This window comes from Actinomyces sp. Z16, from assembly GCF_003111765.1.
Lineage (GTDB): Bacteria > Actinomycetota > Actinomycetes > Actinomycetales > Actinomycetaceae > Actinomyces > Actinomyces glycerinitolerans.
On sequence record NZ_CP027862.1, the window covers coordinates 1,500,904 to 1,521,737 of the forward strand.

General features: G+C 71.5%; 15 protein-coding genes and 1 pseudogene. 10 read left to right on the top strand and 6 right to left on the bottom strand.

The window, feature by feature from the left end; genetic code table 11:
• Positions 1-25: 25 nt before the first annotated feature.
• The 5 genes from C3B71_RS06180 (at position 26) to C3B71_RS06200 (ending at position 5,135) form a co-directional block, all read left to right on the top strand.
• The gene (locus C3B71_RS06180; RefSeq protein WP_073326949.1) at positions 26-805 is read left to right on the top strand and encodes an electron transfer flavoprotein subunit beta/FixA family protein; all 780 of its coding nucleotides are present in this window, start codon (positions 26-28) and stop codon (positions 803-805) included.
• 33 nt (positions 806-838) lie between these two features.
• A complete protein-coding gene (locus tag C3B71_RS06185) occupies positions 839-1,861 on the top strand; it encodes an electron transfer flavoprotein subunit alpha/FixB family protein (protein ID WP_108966825.1) in 1,023 nt (340 codons plus the stop codon).
• Between the two features lie 1,302 nt (positions 1,862-3,163).
• Positions 3,164-3,559: a GntR family transcriptional regulator gene (locus C3B71_RS06190; RefSeq protein ID WP_108966827.1), complete on the top strand. Its 396-nt coding sequence runs from the start codon at positions 3,164-3,166 to the stop codon at positions 3,557-3,559.
• Positions 3,556-4,320 (top strand): ABC transporter ATP-binding protein, encoded by a 765-nt coding sequence (locus C3B71_RS06195; protein WP_108966829.1) that lies wholly within the window; start codon positions 3,556-3,558, stop codon positions 4,318-4,320. Before C3B71_RS06190 ends, C3B71_RS06195 begins: the two co-directional genes overlap by 4 nt.
• Positions 4,320-5,135, top strand: coding sequence for a hypothetical protein (locus tag C3B71_RS06200; RefSeq protein ID WP_108966831.1), 816 nt, complete (start codon positions 4,320-4,322; stop codon positions 5,133-5,135). The genes C3B71_RS06195 and C3B71_RS06200 overlap by 1 nt, the downstream gene beginning before the upstream one ends.
• 28 nt (positions 5,136-5,163) lie before the next feature.
• On the opposite strand, the gene mnmA is transcribed toward C3B71_RS06200, so the two are convergent.
• Positions 5,164-6,282 (bottom strand): tRNA 2-thiouridine(34) synthase MnmA, encoded by a 1,119-nt coding sequence (gene mnmA, locus C3B71_RS06205; protein WP_073326942.1) that lies wholly within the window; start codon positions 6,280-6,282, stop codon positions 5,164-5,166.
• Between the two features lie 291 nt (positions 6,283-6,573).
• Here mnmA and C3B71_RS06210 point away from each other — a divergent pair, with 291 nt between their 5' ends.
• Positions 6,574-8,328 (top strand): alpha,alpha-phosphotrehalase, encoded by a 1,755-nt coding sequence (locus tag C3B71_RS06210; protein WP_108966833.1) that lies wholly within the window; start codon positions 6,574-6,576, stop codon positions 8,326-8,328.
• Between the two features lie 14 nt (positions 8,329-8,342).
• Positions 8,343-10,373, top strand: coding sequence for a glucose PTS transporter subunit IIA (locus C3B71_RS06215; RefSeq protein WP_108966835.1), 2,031 nt, complete (start codon positions 8,343-8,345; stop codon positions 10,371-10,373).
• A gap of 71 nt (positions 10,374-10,444) precedes the next feature.
• Here the strand turns inward: C3B71_RS06215 and C3B71_RS06220 are convergent, their stop codons facing one another.
• Both C3B71_RS06220 and C3B71_RS06225 read right to left on the bottom strand, forming a co-directional pair.
• The gene (locus C3B71_RS06220; protein WP_234416147.1) at positions 10,445-11,212 is read right to left on the bottom strand and encodes a UTRA domain-containing protein; all 768 of its coding nucleotides are present in this window, start codon (positions 11,210-11,212) and stop codon (positions 10,445-10,447) included.
• Between the two features lie 82 nt (positions 11,213-11,294).
• Positions 11,295-12,533 carry a cysteine desulfurase family protein gene (locus C3B71_RS06225; protein ID WP_108966838.1) on the bottom strand — a complete coding sequence of 413 codons (1,239 nt, stop codon included), beginning with the start codon at positions 12,531-12,533 and terminating at the stop codon, positions 11,295-11,297.
• Between the two features lie 41 nt (positions 12,534-12,574).
• Between C3B71_RS06225 and nudC the strand changes: the two genes are divergently transcribed.
• Positions 12,575-13,717 carry an NAD(+) diphosphatase gene (gene nudC, locus C3B71_RS06230; protein WP_108966839.1) on the top strand — a complete coding sequence of 381 codons (1,143 nt, stop codon included), beginning with the start codon at positions 12,575-12,577 and terminating at the stop codon, positions 13,715-13,717.
• Positions 13,718-13,810: 93 nt separating this feature from the next.
• Complete coding sequence (locus tag C3B71_RS06235) at positions 13,811-15,928, top strand: ATP-dependent helicase (protein WP_108966841.1); 2,118 nt, start codon at positions 13,811-13,813, stop codon at positions 15,926-15,928.
• A gap of 20 nt (positions 15,929-15,948) precedes the next feature.
• Here the strand turns inward: C3B71_RS06235 and C3B71_RS06240 are convergent, their stop codons facing one another.
• Together C3B71_RS06240 and C3B71_RS06245 are read right to left on the bottom strand one after the other, a co-directional pair.
• The gene (locus C3B71_RS06240; protein ID WP_234416148.1) at positions 15,949-16,962 is read right to left on the bottom strand and encodes a thiamine biosynthesis protein ThiF; all 1,014 of its coding nucleotides are present in this window, start codon (positions 16,960-16,962) and stop codon (positions 15,949-15,951) included.
• Between the two features lie 121 nt (positions 16,963-17,083).
• On the bottom strand, positions 17,084-18,334 hold the full coding sequence (locus C3B71_RS06245) for a YlbL family protein (protein ID WP_395994418.1): 1,251 nt from the start codon (positions 18,332-18,334) through the stop codon (positions 17,084-17,086).
• A 173-nt stretch (positions 18,335-18,507) separates the two neighbouring features.
• On the opposite strand from C3B71_RS06245, the pseudogene C3B71_RS06250 reads away from it, so the two are divergent.
• Positions 18,508-19,982 (top strand): annotated as a pseudogene (locus C3B71_RS06250) (zinc-dependent metalloprotease).
• 73 nt (positions 19,983-20,055) lie between these two features.
• Here C3B71_RS06250 and C3B71_RS06255 read toward each other — a convergent pair.
• Positions 20,056-20,637, bottom strand: a complete 582-nt coding sequence (locus C3B71_RS06255) for a PPA1309 family protein (protein WP_108966845.1) — start codon at positions 20,635-20,637, stop codon at positions 20,056-20,058.
• Between the last annotated feature and the right edge of the window lie 197 nt (positions 20,638-20,834).

Below are 20,834 nucleotides of genomic sequence, written 5' to 3' on the forward strand. Positions count from 1 at the left end.
GGCGCGATATGGCAACCTTGTACGCATGAAAATAGTCGTCTGCATCAAGCACGTCCCTGACGTGCAGTCCGAGCGTCGTATGGAGGAGGGGCGCCTGGTCCGCGGTGAGGAGGACGTCCTCAACGAGCTGGACGAGAACGCCGTCGAGGCCGCGGTGGCCCTGGTCGAGGACCTGGGTGGCGAGGTGATCGCCCTGTGTATGGGTCCCGAGGACGCCGAGGACGGCGTGCGCCGTGCCCTGCAGATGGGTGCCGACTCCGGCGTCGTCGTCAGCGACGACGCGCTGGTGGGCGCCGACGTACCTACCACCGCCCGCACACTAGCCGCGGCCGTGTCGAAGATCGGGGGCGCGGAGTCCGGGCCGGGTGACGTGGATCTGGTCATCACCGGCATGGCTTCGCTGGATGCCATGACCTCCATGCTTCCGGGCGCGCTCGCGGCCGCACTGCACGTGCCGGCGCTGACCCTGGCCGGATCGCTGGAGGTGAGCGCCGATGAGGCGACCATCACCCGTTCCGCCGGCACCGTGCGCGAGGTGCTCTCCGCCCCGCTGCCCGCGCTGGTGTCCGTCACCGACCAGGCCAACGAGCCGCGCTACCCCAACTTCGCCGCTATGCGGGCCGCCCGCAAGAAGCCGCTGGACGTCTGGGATCTTGACGACCTCGGCCTGCCCGCCGGCGAGCCGAGCATCGCCGTCATCGACTTCACCGAGCGTCCCGCCCGTGAGGCCGGCATCATCCGCACCGACGCCGGTGAGGCCGGGCGCGACCTGGCCGCCTGGCTGGTAGACCACGAGCTCGTGTGAGCGGGAACAACCCGGAAGGAATGACGAGTAATCATGAGTGAAATCACCTCCGAAACCGCTCCCGGCGGCCGTCTCGACGCGCCCGTGCTCGTTCTGGTGGACCGCACCGGCGAGGGCGCCCCGACCGGTGCCAGCCTCGGTCTGGTGTCCACGGCCCGGGGGCTGACCGCTGGCGACGTCGTCGCGCTCGTGGCGGGCGACATCGACACCGACGCCGCTGCGGCGCTGGCGGCCGCCGGTGCGACCCGCCTGCTCACCGCCGACCTGGGCGGCCGTGAGACCGTGGCCGCCGTCGCCGCCGACGCCGTGGTTGCGGCCGTGGGCTCTGTCGCCCCCGCGGTCGCGCTCGTCGGGGCCGACTACCGCGGCAAGGAGATCGCCGGCCGGGCGGCCGTGCTGCTCGGCTCGGCCTGCGCCTCCGACGTCGGCGACCTGCGCGTGGTCGACGGCGAGTTGCACGCCTCCAAGCTGGTGCTGTCCGGCACCTGGTCGACCACCATGACCGTTTCGGCGCAGGCCGACCACACCCCGGTCATCTCCGTGCACCCGAGTGCCGCGGCATCCGCACCGAGCGCGGCCGGCTCCGACGTCCCGGCCGTGGAGGCGCTTGAGGTGCCGCTCAGCGCCGAGGCGGCGGCCGTCAAGGTCGTCTCCCGGGAGGTGGGCAACGCCGCCACGGGCCCCGACCTGTCCGAGGCCCAGCGGGTGGTGGTGATGGGACGCGGTACCGACGGCGACGTCACCCTGGTGCACTCCCTCGCCGATCCGCTCGACGCCGCCATCGGCGCCACCCGTGTGGCCTGCGACGAGGGCTGGATCGAGCGCGCCGCCCAGGTGGGACAGACCGGTGTCTCCATTGCCCCCAGTCTGTACATCGGGTTGGGCGTGTCTGGCGCCGTCCACCACACCAGTGGCATCCAGGGTGCCGGCACGATCGTCGCCATCTGCGACGACTCCGAGGCCCCGATCTTCGAGATGGCCGACTACGGCGTGGTCGGCGACGTCGCCGAGGTCGTGCCCCAGCTGGTTGAGGAGTTGGCGCGCCTGCGCGGCTGAGCGCCACCTGCCGTACTCCTGACGGTCCGCCCCGTCCCGGTTCATTCCGGGGCGGGGCGGCTTCATGCGCCGCGATCGGTAGAAGTTACGTGCTGAGGTCGGTAGTTATGGGGCTATTCGTGTTTGTGGGTGTGGTGGTTAGGTGCCGCAGGTGGTTGTGTTCGGGGGCGAGCCGGTCGGCAAGGTGGTCGTGCTCGGGCTGTTGAGGACGTTCTGGCCGGTCAGAGGACCGTCGCCGGGCTGGCGGGGACGTCCTCGGGCCGACGTCGGGCTGGATACGCGGACGTTGACCTGAACGTACGGGCCGTCGTGCCTGGCACGTCGTGGCAAGGTCGTGTGGTGTAAGTCGTTTGTGCTGGTGGGGCGGTGCTGGCGATGTGGGTGCCTCCGGGCGGGCTAGCCCGTGTGCTCGGTGAGGATTGTTGTGCGCAGGGCGTTCCCGCGGTGTTGGGGACCTGGTTGTCGGCAGCCGAGGGGGCGAGTGGGTCTTGCGCCGCCCTGGTTGGACCGCTCACGCCCCGATGGACCCCTCACGCCCGGTTGGACCGCTGTAACCGGCGGCTACGGCGGTCCAACCGGGGAACAGGGGTCCAACCGGGGAACAGGGGTCCAACTGACAGGCTCAACAGCCACACACCGCCACCCAAGCACTCACACAACAGGACCTAGCGCGCACGCTCCGGCCCAGCTTCCGTCCGTCGCGCCGTGTTGTGCGCCACTGGGGCGCGCGCGTCCACCACCGCCCGGCCGGCCGCCGCTCCTGGCCCGCCACGTCTCCGAGCGCGAGGAGTCTGTGTGCCTGACGGCGAACCGTTTCTTCGTAGGGGGTGTGGAGGTTGGTGGTGCGAGCATCCGGGGTGGGGCGGCGTCGCGGGCGTAGAGCCAGTCGGGACAAGGCCAGGGCCCGATCATTGGGTACGCCCCTTCGGCCTTTGCTGCGCCTTTTCGGCGTCTGCTACGCCGGGTGGACCTCTGCTGAAGGGCTCAGAACCCTTCAGCAGACGCCTAACCGGCGTAGTAAACCCCGAACCGGCGTAGTAGACGACGTCAACGCTAAGCACGCGGGCGAACCGACTCCCGGCTTCATCCACACCCACAAACACGAAGCGCCAGACATGGCGGAGTAGCGCACTGTGCACAACCGCGGTGGGCGTAGGGCTGGTCGGCGCGCCGGGACGGAGCTTGTTGACTTCCGCATGCCGCATGTGTCACTGTACTAGTGCAGTAATACAGATGGCCTTCCGGTCGCCTGTTCGCTGCGCTCATGAGCACATTCGTCCGCCCATCAAGAGGGGAGGCCCCGTGGATCTTGACGGCTCCCGGCCGATCTGGCTGCAACTGGTCGACGACTTCCGCCTGCGGATCGTCACCGGCGCCTGGCCGACCGGCACCCGGATACCCAGCGTGCGCGAACTGGCCACGCAATCCGGCGTCAACCCCAACACCGTCCAACGCGCCCTCGCCGAACTCGATCGCACCGGCCTGACCAGCACCGAACGGACCGCAGGCCGCTTCGTCACCACGGATACCGCCGTCGTCGACGCCGTGCGCCGCGAGCTCGCCACCGACGCCACGGACGCCTTCATCACCGCCCTTACCGCCGTCGGCATGGATCTGGCGCAGGCATCCGCCCTCCTGCGGGAGCGCTGGAACGCCCGTCCCGCCATGCCCCAGGCAGACACAGGAGAAAACTCATGAACCGGCACTCATCGGCTCCGCCGTCGCCCACAGCGCGCTTCACCGCCGTCCCCGTCCCCGACGGCGCCGCCCCACTGATCCGGGTGGCGCACCTGACCAAGGCCTACCGCGGCCGCCCGGCGCTGGCGGACCTGACCCTGGACCTGCCGGCCGGCCGGATCGTCGGCCTCATGGGCTCCAATGGTTCGGGCAAGACCACCCTGCTGAAGATCCTGGCGGGCCTGCTGTCGGAGTACGACGGCCAGGTGCGTGTAGGTGAGTACGTGCCCGGACCGCAGTCCAAGGCGCTGGTCGCCTTCCTTCCCGACGCCGACTTCCTGGCGCCGGAACTCAAGCCCGAGCAGGCCATAGCCATGTTCTCCCGGCTGTTCTCCGACTTCGACGCCGACCGCGCCCGCGAACTGGTGGAGTTCTTCGGCCTGCCCAAGGACCGGAGCCTGAAGGAGATGAGCAAGGGCATGGGGGAGAAGCTGCGCGTCAGCCTGATCATGGCGCGCCGCGCCCGTGTCTACCTGCTCGACGAGCCCATCTCCGGGGTCGACCCCGCCGCGCGGGACGTCATCCTCAGCGGCGTCCTGCAGGGCTTCGACCCCGAGGCACTGATGGTGATCTCCACCCACCTGATCGCCGACGTGGAGCCGATCGTCGACTCCGTCGTCTTCCTCAAGGACGGACGCCTGCTGCTCGCCGGCGACGCCGATGACCTGCGTGAGGCTCACGGCATGAGCCTGGACGCCCTGTTTAGGAAGGAGTACCGCTGATGCTGCGCACACTGTTGAATGAGGAGATCCGCTTCCTGGCCCCCATACACCTGAAGATGCTCGGCATCTGGACGGTATTCGGGCTGGTCTTCCTCGGAGTCATGTTCCTGAACCTGCCAGTACTGAACGTCTTCGGGACGCTGGGCGGGGTAATCTCCTTCGGCCTGGCCATACCGGTGGTGCTCATCCACACCGCAGTCGAGTACTGGCAGTCCATGTACGGCTCACGCGGCTACCTGACCCACGCGATCCCGGTGCGCGGGCGGCTGCTGTACGCCGCCAAGACCCTGTATGCCTTCGCGGCCGGCCTGGTGGCGACGTGCTTCACCGCAGTCGGCCTGTTGGTGACCGCGTGGGTGACCGCACGGGCTCAGGGAATCGGCCTCGGTGAGTTGCTCCAACCCGTGCGGGAAATGCTGGACTTCTTCGGCACCGGCTGGGTGATCGGCTTCGTCGTGTACATGATCGTGGAGCTTGCCTGCGTGATCGTGTGCGTGTCCGCGATTATGAGCATCGGGGCGCAAGGACGCTGGAACCACCTCGGCTTTGGCGCGCCCGTGATCGGCTTCGTGGGACTGTATCTGGCGGCGCAGGTGCTCTCGCTGCTACTGCTGCTGATCGTGCCCGTGAGCATGGGGATTCCGTCCGGGGACATCGTGAATACATGGATGCTGCCGGACTTCATTGAGGCGATGCGCACGGGCGGCGACCCGACCCTGTTGGGGCTGGGATTCATCGCCGTGTGGCCGCTGCTGGCGGTGGCGCTCGGAACGTGGGGCGTGCGCTCCATCGAGCACCACACCTCCCTGCGCTGAACGGCGGCTGTGCGGCCGGGTGTGCGGTTCAGGCGACTGTCGCCTGGGCCAGCACCCGGCCGCCGTCGTCCCCGCCGTAGACGACGACGCTCTGCCCGGCGGCCAGGCCCCGCAGGGGCTGGCGCAGCACCGCGTGCAGCGTGCCGGCCGCGGCATCCACGGTCACGTCCGCAGGCACAGGGCGGCCGTGCGCCCGCACCTGTACGGTCACGTCCTGCCGGCCGACGCCGTCGGCGAGCGAATCGGGGGAGTCCAGCAGTACCAGGTCCTTGCCGTCCACAACGGTGCGCCGCAGCAGCTCGGCGGGACCGACCACGACCTCGTTGGTGCGCGGGCGCGTCTCTATTACGTAGCGGGGGCGGCCATCGGCGGCGGGACGGGTCAGTCCCAGGCCCTTGCGCTGGCCGACGGTGAAGCCGAAGTAGCCGCCGTGGGTGCCTAGCACCTCGCCGTCGGGGGAGACGATGTTGCCCTCCTGAGCGCCGAGGCTGCGCTGCAGGAAGCCGCGAGTGTCGCCGTCGGCGACGAAGCAGATGTCGTAGGAGTCCGGCTTATCCGCCACCGGCAGGCCGCGGCGCTCGGCCTCGGCGCGCACCGCCGCCTTGGAAGGAGCATCCCCCAGGGGGAACAGGGCGCGTGATAGTCCCTCGCGCCCGGAGACGGCCAGCACGTAGGACTGGTCCTTGGCCGCATCGGCGGCCCGATGCAGCTCCAAGGTGTTCGCCTCACCTGGGCGGCCGGCGACGGCACCGCCGCGCAGGCGGGCGTAGTGACCGGTGACGACGGCGTCGAAGCCCAGCGCCAGGCCGCGCTCCAGCAGCACGTCGAACTTGACCCGCTCATTGCAGCGCACGCACGGGTTGGGGGTGCGGCCGGCGCGGTACTCGGACAGGAAATCGGCGACCACCCGCTCCTCGAACTCCTCCGACAGGTCCCACACGTAGAAGGGGATGCCCAGGATCTCGGCCGCCCAGCGGGCGTCGCCGGCGTCCTCGATGGAGCAGCAGCCGCGGGCGCCGGAGCGCGTGGCGGCCCGGTTGCGGGTCAGCGCCATGTGCACGCCGACGACCTCGTGACCGGCCTCGACGGCGCGCGCGGCGGCGACGGCGGAATCGACTCCGCCGGACATGGCTGCCAGTACGCGCACATGTGCTCCTTCCACCGCTTCGGTTCTCTCGCTGCCCGGGCGAGCGGGTGCAGCCTACCGCCGGGGAAGGGGAGGTGGGCTGTTGGGCTGGACACTGCGCAACCGTCGGACATCCGTACGCCTCAGTCGATTCCCGCCGGGGTCGATGCGTGGGGGCGGCCACGGACGAGGGATGCAGGGACCTGCGTCACACCTGGCCGTCTCGACTTGCCATGATCCCGACCGCGGTGTCTACTTGTATATACAAGTTGCCGCATGGGAGCGGCAGCGTGAATGATCCCGGAGCAACCCATGAGCTTTCACGACGCCGTCGTCTACCAGGTCTATCCGAAGTCCTTCAAGGACACCACCGGCAACGGCGTCGGTGACCTGCGCGGCATCCTCGAGAAGGTCCCCTACATCGCCTCCCTGGGCGTGGACTACGTCTGGCTCAACCCCTTCTACCCCTCGCCGGGCCGTGACAACGGCTACGACGTCGCCGACTACTGCGCGGTGGACCCGGCGATGGGCACCATGGAGGACTTCGACGAGCTCGTCGCCGCCCTGGCCGAGCACGGCATCAGCCCCATGCTGGACATGGTGCTCAACCACGTGTCCACCGAGCACGAGTGGTTCCAGCGGGCCCTGGCCGGCGAGCAGCGCTACCGCGACTACTTCTACCTCCGCCCGGCCCGCGGTGACGGCCCGACGGGGCAGCCGATCCTGCCCACCAACTGGGTCTCCAAATTCGGCGGCCCCGCCTGGGCGCCCTTCGGGCCCGTGGACGAAACCGGCCACCCGCGCGGCGGGGAGTACTACCTGCACCTGTTCGACCCCGGCCAGGCCGACCTGGACTGGCACAACCCCGAGGTGCGCGCCCGCGCGGCGGAGGTCATCAACTTCTGGCGGTCCCACGGCGTGCGGGCCTTCCGCTTCGACGTCATCAACCTCATCGGCAAGACCGAGCCCCTGGCGGACGCGCCCGCCGGCACCGACGACCGCCTCGTCTACACCGACGGGCCGCTCGTGCACGACTACCTGCACGAACTGTGCCGGGCCAGTTTCGGCCAGGACCCGGACTCCGTGACCGTGGGGGAGATGTCCTCCACCTCCATCGCCGCCTGCGTCGACTACACCAACCCCGCGCGGCGCGAGCTGTCGATGGTGTTCAACTTCCACCACCTCAAGGTCGATTACGCCGACGGTCAGAAGTGGACCCTGGCCGCTGCGGACATTCCCGCGCTCAAGCACATCCTCAACGACTGGGCACTCGGCCTCCAGGCCGGCGGCGGCTGGAACGCCCTGTTCTGGAACAACCACGATCAGCCCCGGGCCATCAACCGCTTCGGCGACCCGGACCGCTACCACGACGAGTCCGCCACCATGCTCGCCACCGCCATCCACCTGCTGCGCGGCACCCCCTACATCTACATGGGGGAGGAGATCGGCATGACCGATCCTGACTACACCCGCATTGAGGACTACGTGGACGTCGAGGCCCTGGGCGCCTACGCCGAGCTGGTGTCCGCTGGGCACAGCGAGGCGGACGCTTTCGCCATCGTCCACGCCAAGGCGCGTGACAACGCCCGCACCCCCATGCAGTGGGACGCGACCGCAGGCGCCGGCTTCACCACCGGCACCCCGTGGCTACGCCCCACCAACGCGGCTGCGATCAACGTCGCCGCCGAGGAGGCGGGCGGCCGCATCCTGCCCTACTACCGCCGCCTGGTGGAACTGCGCAAGACGGAGCCGGTGATCGCCGAGGGCGACTACACCCCCTGGGAGCTCGACAACCCCGACGTATTCGCCTACATCCGCACCCTGCCCACACCCGGGCCCGGCGCATCCGCCGACGCCGCGGGCCCCACCGTTGACGAGGCCGACGCTGCTCGCCTGCTCGTCATCACCAGCTTCCGTGGTCACCCGACCACGGTCGAGGTTCCCAATGAGTTCCTCACCGGAGAAGTGCTCATCGGGAACTACCCCACAAGGCCGCTCAGCCCCGTCATGACTCTGTCTCCGTACGAGGCACTGGCCATCATCATCCGCACTACGACCAGGCTCTGAGAGGAGCTCTCCGCATGTCCCCAGCATCTGCTTCGGATACGGCGCTGGTAGCGCCCGTCTCCGGCAAGATAATCGCCCTCGCCGATGTACCCGACCCGGTCTTCTCTTCCGGGGCCCTCGGAGCGGGTTTCGGCGTGGCCCCAACCTCCGGCGACGTCGTCGCCCCGGTCTCCGGAACCATCACCATGGTGGCCGAAACCGGCCACGCCGTCGGCATCGCCACCCCCGAGGGGCTGGAGGTGCTCCTGCACCTGGGGGTCGACACCGTCGAGTTGGAGGGGCGTCCCTTCCGCCTCACCGCCGCCGTCGGCCAGGAGGTGCAGGCCGGCCAGTCCCTGGGCACCATGGACCTGGCGGCCATCACCGCCGCCGGCAAGGACACCACCACCATCGTGGCCGTGACCAACTCCGCCAAGGCCCTGGCCGGGCTACAGGTTGTCGAGGGGGAGGCGCAGGCCGGCGCGAGCGTGGCCGCCGCCGCGCTCAAGACCGCTGCCGCGGCGGGCGCCGCCTCGCCCCGGGCCGCCGCGGTCGACGACGGCCTGACCGGCTTCGACGCCACCGCCCGCGACATCATCGCCGGGGTGGGAGGGGCCGACAACATCCGCTCCGTCATCCACTGCATCACCCGGGTGCGCTTCTACCTGAAGGACGAGTCCCTCGCCGACGACGCCGCCGTGACCGGGACCGAGGGCGTCATCGACGTCGCCCGTGCGGGTGGCCAGTACCAGGTGGTCATCGGCGCCACCGTCGGCGACGTGTACGACGCCATTGTCAAGCAGGTGCCCCGCCTGGCCGAGGGGGCCGACGACGCGGAGGCGGCCCCGGCGGCACCTAGGCCCACCACGCCCATCGGCTGGGTCAAGTACGGCTTCTCCTCCCTGATCGGCGTGATCACCGGCTCCATGATCCCCGTGATCGGCGTGCTGGCCGCCTCCGGCATCCTCAAGGGGATCCTGGCGCTGCTCACCCAGTTCAACGTGGTGGACGACGGCACCTCCACCTACACCTTCATCGACGCCATGGCCTCGTCGATGTTCTACTTCCTGCCCATCATCATCGGCTTCACCTCGGCCCGCCGACTCGGCGCGGACCCGATCATCGTCGCCATCATCGGCGGCGTGCTCACCTTCCCGTCGGTGGTCTCCATGGCCGACTCCTCGGCGGAGGACTACCACGTGATCGCCCGGATCGGGCGGACGGTCTTCAACTCCGACTTCTTCGGCATTCCCGTCTCCTTGCCCGAGGGCAACGCCTACGCCTACTCGATCTTCCCGATCATCGTGGCCGCCTGGCTGGCCAGCAAGATCGAACCGTGGCTGAAGAAGTGGATCCCGGCGGTGGTGCGCTCCATCTTCGCCCCGCTGCTGGAGATCTTCATCGTCTCCACCCTGGTGCTGGTGGTGTTCGGCCCGATCGTCATGACGATCTCCGGTGGCATCGCCCAGGCCGTCAGCTGGGTGCTGAGCCTTTCGTACCCGGTGGCCGGGTTCCTCATCGGCGGCTTCTACCAGTGCCTGGTCATCTTCGGACTGCACTGGGCGGTCATCCCGATCATCTCCCAGCAGATCGCCGACCCCGGCTACTCGCCGCTCAACGCCATCGTCTCCGCCTCCATGATCGCCCAGGGCGGCGGCGCGCTCGCACTGTGGGTCAAGGCCAAGAGCCCCCGCATCAAGCAGCTGGCCGGCCCGGCCACCATCTCCGCCCTGTGCGGGGTGACCGAGCCCGCCATGTACGGCCTGAACCTCAAGTACGGGCGCGTGTTCATCACCGCCTCCATCGGCGGCGCCGTGGGTGGCCTGCTCACCGGCCTGTTCGACGTCAACATGTGGGGCTTCACCGGCGCCTTCGTGGGATTCCCGTCCTTCGTCAACCCGGCGGGCCTTGACGGCTCCTTCACCGGCTTCTGGATCGCCTCGCTCGTGACCCTGGCCGTGTCCTTCCTGGCCACCTACTTCTTCGGGTTCAAGGAGTCCGACTTCGAGACCGAACGCACGGTGGAGAAGGTGCGGCTGGGCAACCGCGAGCCGGTGGCTCGCTGACGAGCTCGGCCCCCTGGCGGCCCGGTCGGCGCGCGTTGTGTGCGCGCCGACCGGGCCGTCGGCCTACGCCGTCACCGCTGGGCGGGCAGCCGCTGCGCCGCAGAGACGAAGCCGAAGGTCTGCGGGACGTGGTGGGAGCGGGTGTATTCGAACGGCACCCCGCCAGAGTCGAAGCCGAGCGACTCCATAACCCCCACGCAGTCCAGGCCGCCCAGGTCCAGGTGGCGGCGGTCCAACTCGTCCGCCCCCTCGATGGTGATCATGCGCGAGGCCGTGGCGATATGCACCCCCAGTTCGTTCTCCAGGTAGGCGTAGATGGAGGTCTCTGCGGCTTCCCGGGGAATGTCGGGGACCACCGAGCGCAGGAACCGGTTGTGGTCGATGATGGCGGGCCGGTTGTTCAGCAGCCGTAGCCGGCGCAGGTACAGCACCTGCGCGTCCGCGGTGAGGCCGGAGGCCTGTGCCACCGAGTCGGTAATGGTTTCAACCGTTGCGGACAGCAGCACGGTGCGTACCGTGATGCCGATGCGTCTGCCGGCCTCGGCCAGGGACTCGATGCCGGACAGGAAGAACAGAGACGTCGAACGAGGGCGGTAGATCACCTGGATGCCCTTGCCGTGGATGGGCTGAACGTAACCCTGCGAGCCCAGATACTGCACCGCCTTGCGCACCGTGGGGCGGGTGGTGGCGAAGTCGGCGCTCAGCCGGTTCTCGCTGGGCAGGAAGGAACGGAAGGGGAAGGTGCCGTCCTCTATCCGAGTGCGCAGGAACTCGTAGATCTCCTGATACTTCGGCACGTGCGCATGCTCGCGTTGGCGCGGGGGCTGAGAGGCGGCCACGGTGTGCTCTCCTCCGGTCGGGTGTTGGACGGCTGGGGCGCCGGGTGACGCTAGCCTATGCGCCCGCCCCGGCGTGAACCGCCTACGCGTGCACGGCGCCCCGCCGCGTCCGCGCCCGGCGGGCGGTGTTAACGGCGTCGGGCAGGGCCGCCAGCAGGCGCTCCACGTCCGCGGCGCTCGTCTCGCGCCCCATGGAGCAGCGCAGCGTCGCCCGGGCCGCCTCCTCCCCGTAGCCCATCGCCAGCAGCACGTGGCTCGGCCGGGAGACCCCCGCATGGCAGGCCGACCCGGCGGACACGTCGATGCCCGCCATGTCCAGCGCCATCAGCAGCGCCTCGGCGTCGGCGTCCTCCACCCACAGGTGGGCCGTGCTCGGCAGATGCGCCGCGCCATCGGGCAGGGTCGCGTGCACGCCCGCCAGCGCCGTCGCCCCCGTCAGCAGGCGCGTCCGCAGCGCCTCGAGCCGCGTCGCCTCCGCCGCCCGCTCGGCCACGGTCAGCTCCACTGCCAGCGCCAGCGCCCGCGACCCGACCACGTCCTGTGTGCCCGAGCGCAGCCCCCGCTCCTGGCGCCCGCCCCCCGTCGGTGCCACCAGGGAGAAGTCTCGCCGCGCGACCAGGGCGCCGACGCCGACCGGCGCGCCGAGCTTGTGCCCGCTCAGCGACAGCGCATCCAGCCCCCAGCCGTGAAAGTCCAGCGGTATCCGGCCCACCGCGGCCACCGCGTCGGTGTGCACGGGCACGTACCCGTCCGTGCCGGGCCGGTCGGCCCCGGTCGCGGCGCGCACCGCCGCCACGATCCCGGCCAGGTCCTGTAGCAGGCCGGTCTCGTTGTTCGCCGCCATCACGCTCACCAGGCAGGCGCCGCCCGCCAGCGCCGTGCCGAGCTCACCGGCCTCCACCCGCCCGGCGCCGTCGACCGGCAGCGGCACGTGCTCGGCCCCCAACTGCGCCGCCGCGGTGCGCGCACTGTCCAGCACCGCCGGATGCTCGATCGGGGAGGTGACCACGCGCGGACGCTCCACTCCGGCGGCACGGGCCGCCAGCACCCGACCGGCGACCGCCAGCGCGTCCGCCTCCGTGCCACCGCCGGTGAAGATCACCTCGTGCGGGTCCACGTTCAGCGCCGCCGCCAGCCGGGACCGCGCCTGCGCCAACAGTGCCCCGGCCCGGCGTCCCGAGGCGTGTTGCGCCGCCGGATTCGCCCACCCGCCCAGGCCATCGGCCAGGTCTTGGGCCACCTGCTCGGCCACCTCCGCCCGCACGGGCGTCGTGGCGGCATGGTCGAGGTAGACGCGTGCGGCGGCGGTTCCGGAACTCATGCGGGCAGCGTATCCGCCCCGCCCGCGCCTAGGCTGCCCCCATGACCTCCACGCCCCAGCCCGCCGTCCCTGACGACCCGGAAGTCCCTGCCCCGACTCGCTCGTCGCGGACCGCAGCCCGCTCCCTGTCCCGGGCGACCACCGACCGCGACGCCTCCCGCCGCAGCCAGCCCGGCCTTATCGCCGCGCTCGCCGCCGACCCCGCCACCCGCCTGCTGCTGGTGGACGCCCGCGGCCGCATCGCCCTGGACGCCCCGGCCATCGGCGCAAACCTGCCCGACGACGGCCTCACTCCCGCCGCACCGCACGACCGCGACGCCTCCGTCTGGCGGTCCGGCCGCACCGCCTCCTCGGACGCCCGTCCCCGGCTCGCGCCCCTGACCGCCGCGGACCTCGACGTCACCGGCCTGACCTGCTTCTACCTGGGGCGCGAGCAGGGCACCGGTACCGGCGACGCCGCCGGGGCCGCCTGGCTCGCCGTCGTCGTCCCCACCGACGACGTCACCTCACCCACCGACGCCGAGGGCGCCGGACACCCCCACCCGGCCCTCAGCGCCGTCCTGGACCGCTACCCGCTGTCCGCGCTGCGGGCCGTCGGCGCCGACCTGGACGCCCACGACGCCGGCCTGGCCACCCCCGCCAGCGCCCTGGCCGCCTGGCACGCCCGCTCCGGCTTCTGCCCCCTGTGCGGCGGCCGCACCCAGATCGTGCAGGCCGGCTGGGCCCGCCGCTGCACCAGCTGCGGCGCCCTCGACTTCCCCCGCACCGACCCCGCAGTCATCATGGCCGTCACCGACGACGCCGACCGCATCGTCCTGGTCCACGGCGCCACCTGGGACCACCACCGCTACTCCACCGTCGCCGGCTTCGTGGAGGCGGGGGAGGCCGCGGAGGCCGCCGTCGTCCGCGAGGTCGCCGAGGAGACCGGGCTGAAGGTTGCCGGTGTGGAGTTCGTCGCCAGCCAGCCCTGGCCTTTCCCCCGCTCCCTCATGCTCGGCTACCGGGCCCGCCTGGCCCCCGGCGAGCACCTGGCCCGCCCCGACGGCGCCGAGGTCACCGACGCGGTGGTCCTCAGCCGCGCCGAGCTCACCGACGCCATCGCCGCCGGCACCGTCGTCCTGCCCGGCCCCACCTCCATCGCCCGCATGCTGATCGAGGACTGGTACGGCGGCCCCATCGGCTGAACGCCTGCTCGCGCGGGCCGAGGCCGGGCCACCACGGTCGGTCCGGGCCGCGCCGGTCAATCGTGTCGGCCCGGCGTGGCAGGCTGGGCGGTGATGAACGACCACGCCCCGGCACCCGACGCCCCGCGCCCTGCGGGCACGCCCGGCGCCCTGCCCACCCCCGCCCAACTGCTCGACGCCCTCGACCCCGACCAGCGGCAGGTCGCCGAGCACTTGGAGGGGGCCCTGTGCGTGTTGGCCGGCGCCGGTACCGGCAAGACCCGGGCGATCACCTACCGGATCGCCCACGGGGTGGCGGTGGGCGCCTACCAGCCCACCCAGGTCCTGGCCGTCACCTTCACCGCCCGCGCCGCCGGGGAGATGCGTTCGCGCCTGACGGACCTGGGTGTGCCCGGGGTTCAGGCCCGCACCTTCCACTCCGCCGCCCTGCGGCAGCTGACCTACTTCTGGCCCACCGCCATCGGCGGGCGCCGCCACGAGATCGAGCGGTACAAGGGCCGCCTGGTCGGCACCGCCGCCCACCGCCTGGGCCTGTCCGCGGACCGGGCCCTGATCCGCGACCTGGCCGCGGAGGTCGAATGGGCCAAGGTCACCATGACCCTCCCGGAGGACTACGCCCAGGCGGCCGCCGCCCAGGGCCGCGTCGGGGTGGGTGACCTCGACCCGGCCACCGTCGCCCAGCTGCTGGCCGTCTACGAGGAGGTCAAGGCCGAGCGGGGCGTGATCGACTTCGAGGACGTGCTGCTGCTCATGGTCGGCATCCTCAAGGACCGCGAGGACATCGCCGCCCAGATCCGCGGCCAGTACAAGCACTTCGTGGTCGACGAGTATCAGGACGTCTCCCCGCTCCAACAGCGGCTGCTGGACCTGTGGCTCGGGCGCCGCCGCCAACTGTGCGTGGTCGGTGACGTGTCCCAGACCATCTACTCCTTCACCGGCGCCACCCCCGAATACCTCACCGGTTTCGCCTCCCGCTACGACGGCGCCCGCACCGTGCGGCTGACCCGCGACTACCGCTCCACCCCGCAGGTGGTGTCCCTGGCCAACCGGGTGCTGTCGCGCTCGCGGCGCGGCGCCGGGGCACTCGCCCTGCCCGCCGGGGCGGTGCAACTCCAGGCGCAGCGGCCCTCCGGCCCCGCGGTGCGCTTCGAGGCCTACGACGACGACGTCACCGAGGCCGCCGGGGTGGTCGCCCAGGTGCAGCGGATCCAGGCGGCCGGTGTGCCGCTGTCGGAGATCGCCGTCCTGTACCGCACCAACTCCCAGTCCGAGGTGGTTGAGCAGGCGCTGGCAGACGCCGGCATCGGCTACCTGGTGCGCGGCGGGGAGCGCTTCTTCGAACGCGAGGAGGTCAAGCGCGCCATGGTGCTGCTGCGGGCCGCCGCCCGCACCGAACGCGCCGAGCTCACCGGGGATCCGGGCGCGGACGCCCGCATGGTGTTGGCCCGGGAGGGCTGGAGCGAGCAGCCGCCCGCCACCCGTGGCGCCCTGCGCGAGCGCTGGGACTCCCTGAACGCGATCGTGGAACTGGCCGACCAGCTCGGCGAGCGGCGCGGCACCGACCTGGACGGCCTGGTGGCCGAACTCGCCGCCCGTGCGGACGCCCAGAACGCCCCCACCGTCGACGGCGTCACCCTGTCCTCCCTGCACGCTGCCAAAGGACTCGAATGGGATGCGGTGCTGCTGATCGGCGCCTGCGAGGGGCTGCTGCCGATCTCCTTGGCGGAGGGGCCCGCCGCGGTCGAGGAGGAGCGGCGCCTGCTGTATGTGGGCGTCACCCGCGCCCGCGAACACCTGGTCATCTCCTATGCGCGCGCCCGCAACCCCGGCGGCCGCGCCTCCCGCAAGCCCTCCCGCTTCCTGGACGGTATCTGGCCCACCGACGTCGATGGGCCCGCCGGTCGGCGCTCCGGCGCCGACGGCGGGTCGCGCGCCCGCGCCAAGCAGGCCGCCGCCGAATTCGAGGCAGAGAACGATCCGGCCACCGTGGCCCTGTTCGAACAACTGCGCGCCTGGCGGGCCCAGGTGGCCAAGGACGCGTCCAAGCCCGCCTACACCGTGTTCGCCGATGCCACCCTGCGCTCGATCGCCATCGTCAAGCCCGCCGTGCTACCCCAGCTGTCCCTGATCCGGGGAGTGGGGGCGGTAAAACTCAAGGAGTACGGGCCCGACGTGTTGCGCATCGTGCGCGAGTTCGGCGCCGGGGAGTAGCACGCGCCCCGTTCATGTCTCTAGGGCCGGTACGCCTCTAGTTCCAAGGAGGAGAAACCATCCGCGTCGGCGGGGTCGCCGACCGCCCCCGGCGCATCGCTAGCGTCCCCCGCGCCCGTGGGTCCTACGGCCAGCCGACTGCACAGGCAGTCGGGGTGGGGCCGCCAGTGCCGCTCCACCCCCGCGGGATCGGCCGCGGACAGCTCCACGCTGCGTCCCTCCCACAGCGGCCCGCGCCCGGTGACGACGTCGATCACCGCCCGCGCCGCCAGCGCCGCCGCCTGATGCAGCAGCAGTCGCTCCAACACCGGGGCCGGCAGCAGTCGCAGCTGCGTGGCCAGGGCCGGCCAACAGGGGTCGGCGTCCCGCGCCCACAGGTCCAGGCAGGTGGTGCACACCGCTGAGTGCTCGGCCACCAACGGCCCCACCCGCACGCTCACCTCCCGCACCACCACCGGCAGATGGGTGATGCCCGCCCGCGCCAGGTCGCGGGAGCGTATCGGGTCGACGACGTGCCCGCTCAGGGAGACGACCACGTCCGGACGCAGGTCCAGCGGGGCCCGGGTACGCACCGCGGGGGACAGGTCGGCCGCCCAGTCGGCCAGCGCCTCGTCGTCGGGCAGGATGGTCACCACCCCGGCCTCCACCAGCAGGCGGATGATCTCCCGGGCCAGATTCCCACCGCCCAGCAGCCCCACGCTGCTCGCCCGCAGCATGGCGGACCGCTCGGCCGCGTCGACGGCGAGCCGGTCCCAGTAGAGCGTGTCGGCGTCGTCCGTGGCTTCGGGGGAGGCGTCGATAATGCCGATTTCGCGCAGTTCGCGCACGATCTCGCGCGCCCGTTCCAGCGGCACCCGGCTCCAGCGGGCGGCGCGGTAGATGCCGGCGGGCCGGATCTCCTCCGGCAGCCGGTCGAGCAGCAGTTGCTCCGCGTTGGTCAGCCCCGACAGGATCGTGGCGTGCCCTGGCTCGGCGCCGATCTGAGTCTCCCCGGGGGCGCGCCACAGGATGGGGGAGTGGCCGCGGATACGCATGGGTGCTCCTGTCTGCCCCCGCCGGCACCGGCGCCGGCGGCATCGGCTCCAGCATGGCACCGCCCCCGCAGGCCCGCCAGCCGGGGCGGGCGACCTGTGGAAAACCTCCCCGGGAGCGGGCTCAGTCGCCCGCGAGCACGGCCTCGCAGGTCAGTAGGTCGGAGGTGTCGTCGTCGGCGATCGCCTCAACCGTACGAACCGCCTCGTGCAGTGTGCCCACCGCATACACCTCCAGGCCGTCGGGCACGTTGCCCACCACCTCGTTGCAGTTGGCGGCCGGAGCCAGGAAGTAGTCCGACCCGTCCTGCTGCGCGCCCGCCATCTTCTGCTTGATTCCGCCGATCGCGCCGACCGTGCCGTCGACGGCAATGGTGCCGGTGCCGGCGATGTCCTTGCCGCCGGTCAGGTCGCCGGGGGTGATCTCGTCGATGATGCCCAGGGCGAAGATGGTGCCGGCGCTGGGACCGCCCACGTCGGACAGGCCGAAGGAGGCCTCCACGTCGGAGTCGGCCCGGGCGGACAGGCTCAGCCCCAGCAGCGACCCCTCCGAATCCGGCTCGCCGTCCCCGTCGGCGTCCTGCGGGTCGATGGTGGTCAGCTCCACGTCCACGTCGGTGCCATCCCGGTCCACCCGCAGGGTCAGGGGCGTGCCCGGAGGAATCGTGGTCATCAACTCCCGCAGCTGCGGATAGGAGGTAATGGTGGTCGTCTCGCCGTCGGCGGTGGTGATCGACTCCAGTACATCGCCGGCCTGGACGCCGACGCCGGCCTGTTCGTCCGCGGTGCCCGCAACGGTCAGGATCATGCGGCTGGCCTGGCCCGTCTCCATGAGTGCGGCGACCACGGCGGCGTCCTGCGAGCTGGTCATCTGGGCCTGGTTGACCTCCTCGACCTGTTCGGCCGTCAGCGACTCCGGACACACCTGGTCCCGGTCCAGGACGGTCTTGTCGCTGCTCAGCCAGGCGTCCACCAGCATGAAGAAGGTGACCGGGTAGCCCGGGCAGCCGGAGACAGACACGGTGGTCATGCGCAGGGCGCCGGTGGTGTCATAGGTGTCGGTGCCGGTGACGGTCAGCAGGTCCTGGTCGGCGCCGTCGGAGGTGTCGGCCAGGACGTTCCAGGTGGGGCCGGGCGCCTGAATGACCTTGTTTATCGGTACCGTGGCGCCCGCCACCACGAGTGCCACCACCACCGCCAGGCCGGCTAGCAGCCGGGCCCGGCGGCGGCCGCGGAAGATCCGCCGGAAGCCGGCCTGGCCGCCGGCAGCGCCGGTGTCCTCGGCGGGGGCGGTTGGCGAGTCGGGTTCCGGGGCGGCCTCGGTGGAGGCGTCGGCGTCGGGGGTGTCGGAAGGGCGTTGCGTCACGGGGGTCATCATGACCCGGATTCCTGAGAAGCGCGCGACCGTCGGCCTATGCCCGGCTGGGGATCCGCGGTGGAACGTGGCCGCCCACAGGAATGGATGACATGATCGGGGTGTTTCCACCAGGCGGCCGCCCCGCGGCCCGGGCAGCGGCGCACACGCGCCGGAATCACCGAGAGGAACCCATGAGCGAGGACCCCTTCGAGGAGATCGAGCAGATGCTCGCCGCCATGTTCGGCCCACAGATGGCGGCCGACGCGGTGGGCGCGTTGCGGGCCTCCGGCGTAGACCCCAACCAGCTGGCACAAATGAGCGGCATGGGAGACCTGTCTAAACTCACCCCGGCCCAGTTGGGCGGTCTGCAGGCACAGATGCAGCAGCTGTTCACCGGTGCGGGCACCGGCGCCGTCAACTGGAACATGGGGCAGGACCTGGCCCTGCGTACCGTCCGCAGCGACGGCGACCCGGTGGTCACCGCCGCCGAGGCCGAGCAGACCCGCAGCGCTCTGGCGGTCGCGGATCTCTGGCTCGACGCCGCCACCGACTTCATGCCCGCCCCGGGGCCGCGCGAGGCCTGGAGCCGCTCCCAGTGGGTGGAGCGCACCCTGCCCGTGTGGAAGGACGTGTGCGCCCCGGTCGCCGACGCAGCCACCTCCGCGCTCGCCGACGCCCTGGAGCACCAGATCGGCCGACTGTCCGACTCCGACGCCGCGGCCGCCCAGATGGGTGCGCTGGGCAAACTCATGCGCTCCATGGCCGGCACCGCCTTCGGCCTGCAGCTGGGCCAAGCCATCGGCGAGCTCGGGCGAGAGGCGGTGGCCGCCACCGACGTCGGCCTGCCCCTGACCCGTGAGCCCGGCACCGCGCTCGTGCCCACCAATGTGGCCGCATTCGCCGCCGAACTGGAGGCGGATGCCGAGCAGGTGCGGCTGTTCCTGGCGGTCCGGGAGGCCGCCGCCGCCCGCCTGTACGCCCACGTGCCCTGGCTGCGCAGCCAGTTGCTCGCCGCCGTCGAGGCCTATGCGCGCGGCATCGTCATCGACGTCGACGCCGTCGAGCAGGCGGTTGCCCAGGTCGATCCGAACGATCCCGAGGCCATCCGTGCGGCCCTGGAGTCGGGCATGTTCGCCCCGCAGGAGACGGACGCGCAGAAGGAGGCCCTGGAGAACCTGGAGACGCTGCTGGCGCTGGTCGAGGGGTGGGTCGAGGTCGTATCCGCCCGCGCCCTGGCCCCCACCTGCCGCTCGCCGTCGCGCTGCGCGAGATGGTGCGCCGCCGCCGCGTCCAGGGCGGGCCGGCCGAGCAGGTCTTCTCCCGGCTGATCGGCCTGGAGTTCCGGCCCCGGCGCGTGCGCGAGGCCGCCCGGTTGTGGGAGAAGCTGGGTGCGGAGCTGGGGGATGCCGAGCGGGACGCCTTCTGGCGTCACCCCGACGTGGTGCCGACGGCGGCCGAACTGGCACACCCCGACGACTTCCTGACCATGCGGCGCGCCGCCCAGGAGATGGATGCACAGATGGATGCCGACCTGGCCTCGCTGCTGGACGGCACGCTCGGCTACGCCGACGGCGCCAAGGATGCCGACGCCGGCCCCGGGGGCCAGGACACCGACCGCTCCGACGACGACCCCGGCGACGACTCCGCTGACGAACCCGGCGCCTGAGACTCGCCGAGGTCGGTAGCAATATCCGCTGCCGCTGAGGCCGGTCGCGATGGTGCCGGCTCGGGCGGCGCGGCTACTGCAGCGTGCGGCGCAGCGCCTCCACCAGGCCGGGCACCAGATCGGCACCACCCGCTACCTCGCCGGCCGAGTCATGCGAGCGGGCGCGCACGGCGCACCAGGACTCCCCGGAGCGCAGCACGCCCACGACCATGCGCACGTCATCCCGGTCCGGCCGGGACATGAGGTAGGTGGCGCGCTCCTGCGGGTCCTCGATCGCTGCCGCCGCCTGCTCCGCCGCGGCGGGCAGTACCACGCGTTCCGTGGCCACGGCCGTGCCATCGACCTCATCCGGCCAGACGATGCCCGCCAACAGCTCCTCCAGGCTGTTCGCGGGTGGGAGGTCCCCCTGCTCGATCGCAGTCAGCGCCTCCGGGGCGGTACGGGCCTCGGCGAGCGCGGCAGCATCGAGCATCCGCTCCAGGGCGGGGTCCTGCTTCAGCGCGGACGCCGTGCGCACCAGCGCGAAGACGCCGACGGGCGCGTCCCAGCCGGCCCGAGCCACATGTTCCTCAAGCTGGGCGACAAGACGCACGAGGGCGGCCTGGCGTGGCGTGGTCGCGCTGGGGGAGGTGGTCGGGGGCAACTGATCGCTCATGACCTCATCGTCTCATCACCCACCGGTTGGGGATCGCAGCGGCCCGGCGGCCCCGCAAATGGGCGACTACGTACCCGCGTGAAATAGCCGCCGTTGCTTAGAGCCGGCGCAGCGACACCTATGGATGGACTGAATTTTGTGAGGTCGACGTGACCTGTGCAACGATGGGCCGCGGTGGCGCCACCGGCGCCGGCCGC

Bases quoted from the DNA above. Each gene is read 5' to 3' on its own strand.
- C3B71_RS06180 (WP_073326949.1), top strand. From the start codon at position 26: ATGAAAATAGTCGTCTGCATCAAGCACGTCCCTGACGTGCAGTCCGAG.
- C3B71_RS06185 (WP_108966825.1), top strand. From the start codon at position 839: ATGAGTGAAATCACCTCCGAAACCGCTCCCGGCGGCCGTCTCGACGCG.
- C3B71_RS06195 (WP_108966829.1), top strand. From the start codon at position 3,556: ATGAACCGGCACTCATCGGCTCCGCCGTCGCCCACAGCGCGCTTCACC.
- C3B71_RS06200 (WP_108966831.1), top strand. From the start codon at position 4,320: ATGCTGCGCACACTGTTGAATGAGGAGATCCGCTTCCTGGCCCCCATA.
- C3B71_RS06210 (WP_108966833.1), top strand. From the start codon at position 6,574: ATGAGCTTTCACGACGCCGTCGTCTACCAGGTCTATCCGAAGTCCTTC.
- C3B71_RS06215 (WP_108966835.1), top strand. From the start codon at position 8,343: ATGTCCCCAGCATCTGCTTCGGATACGGCGCTGGTAGCGCCCGTCTCC.
- C3B71_RS06225 (WP_108966838.1), bottom strand. From the start codon at position 12,533: ATGAGTTCCGGAACCGCCGCCGCACGCGTCTACCTCGACCATGCCGCC.
- nudC (WP_108966839.1), top strand. From the start codon at position 12,575: ATGACCTCCACGCCCCAGCCCGCCGTCCCTGACGACCCGGAAGTCCCT.
- C3B71_RS06235 (WP_108966841.1), top strand. From the start codon at position 13,811: ATGAACGACCACGCCCCGGCACCCGACGCCCCGCGCCCTGCGGGCACG.
- C3B71_RS06240 (WP_234416148.1), bottom strand. From the start codon at position 16,962: ATGCGTATCCGCGGCCACTCCCCCATCCTGTGGCGCGCCCCCGGGGAG.
- C3B71_RS06245 (WP_395994418.1), bottom strand. From the start codon at position 18,334: ATGACCCCCGTGACGCAACGCCCTTCCGACACCCCCGACGCCGACGCC.
- C3B71_RS06255 (WP_108966845.1), bottom strand. From the start codon at position 20,637: ATGAGCGATCAGTTGCCCCCGACCACCTCCCCCAGCGCGACCACGCCA.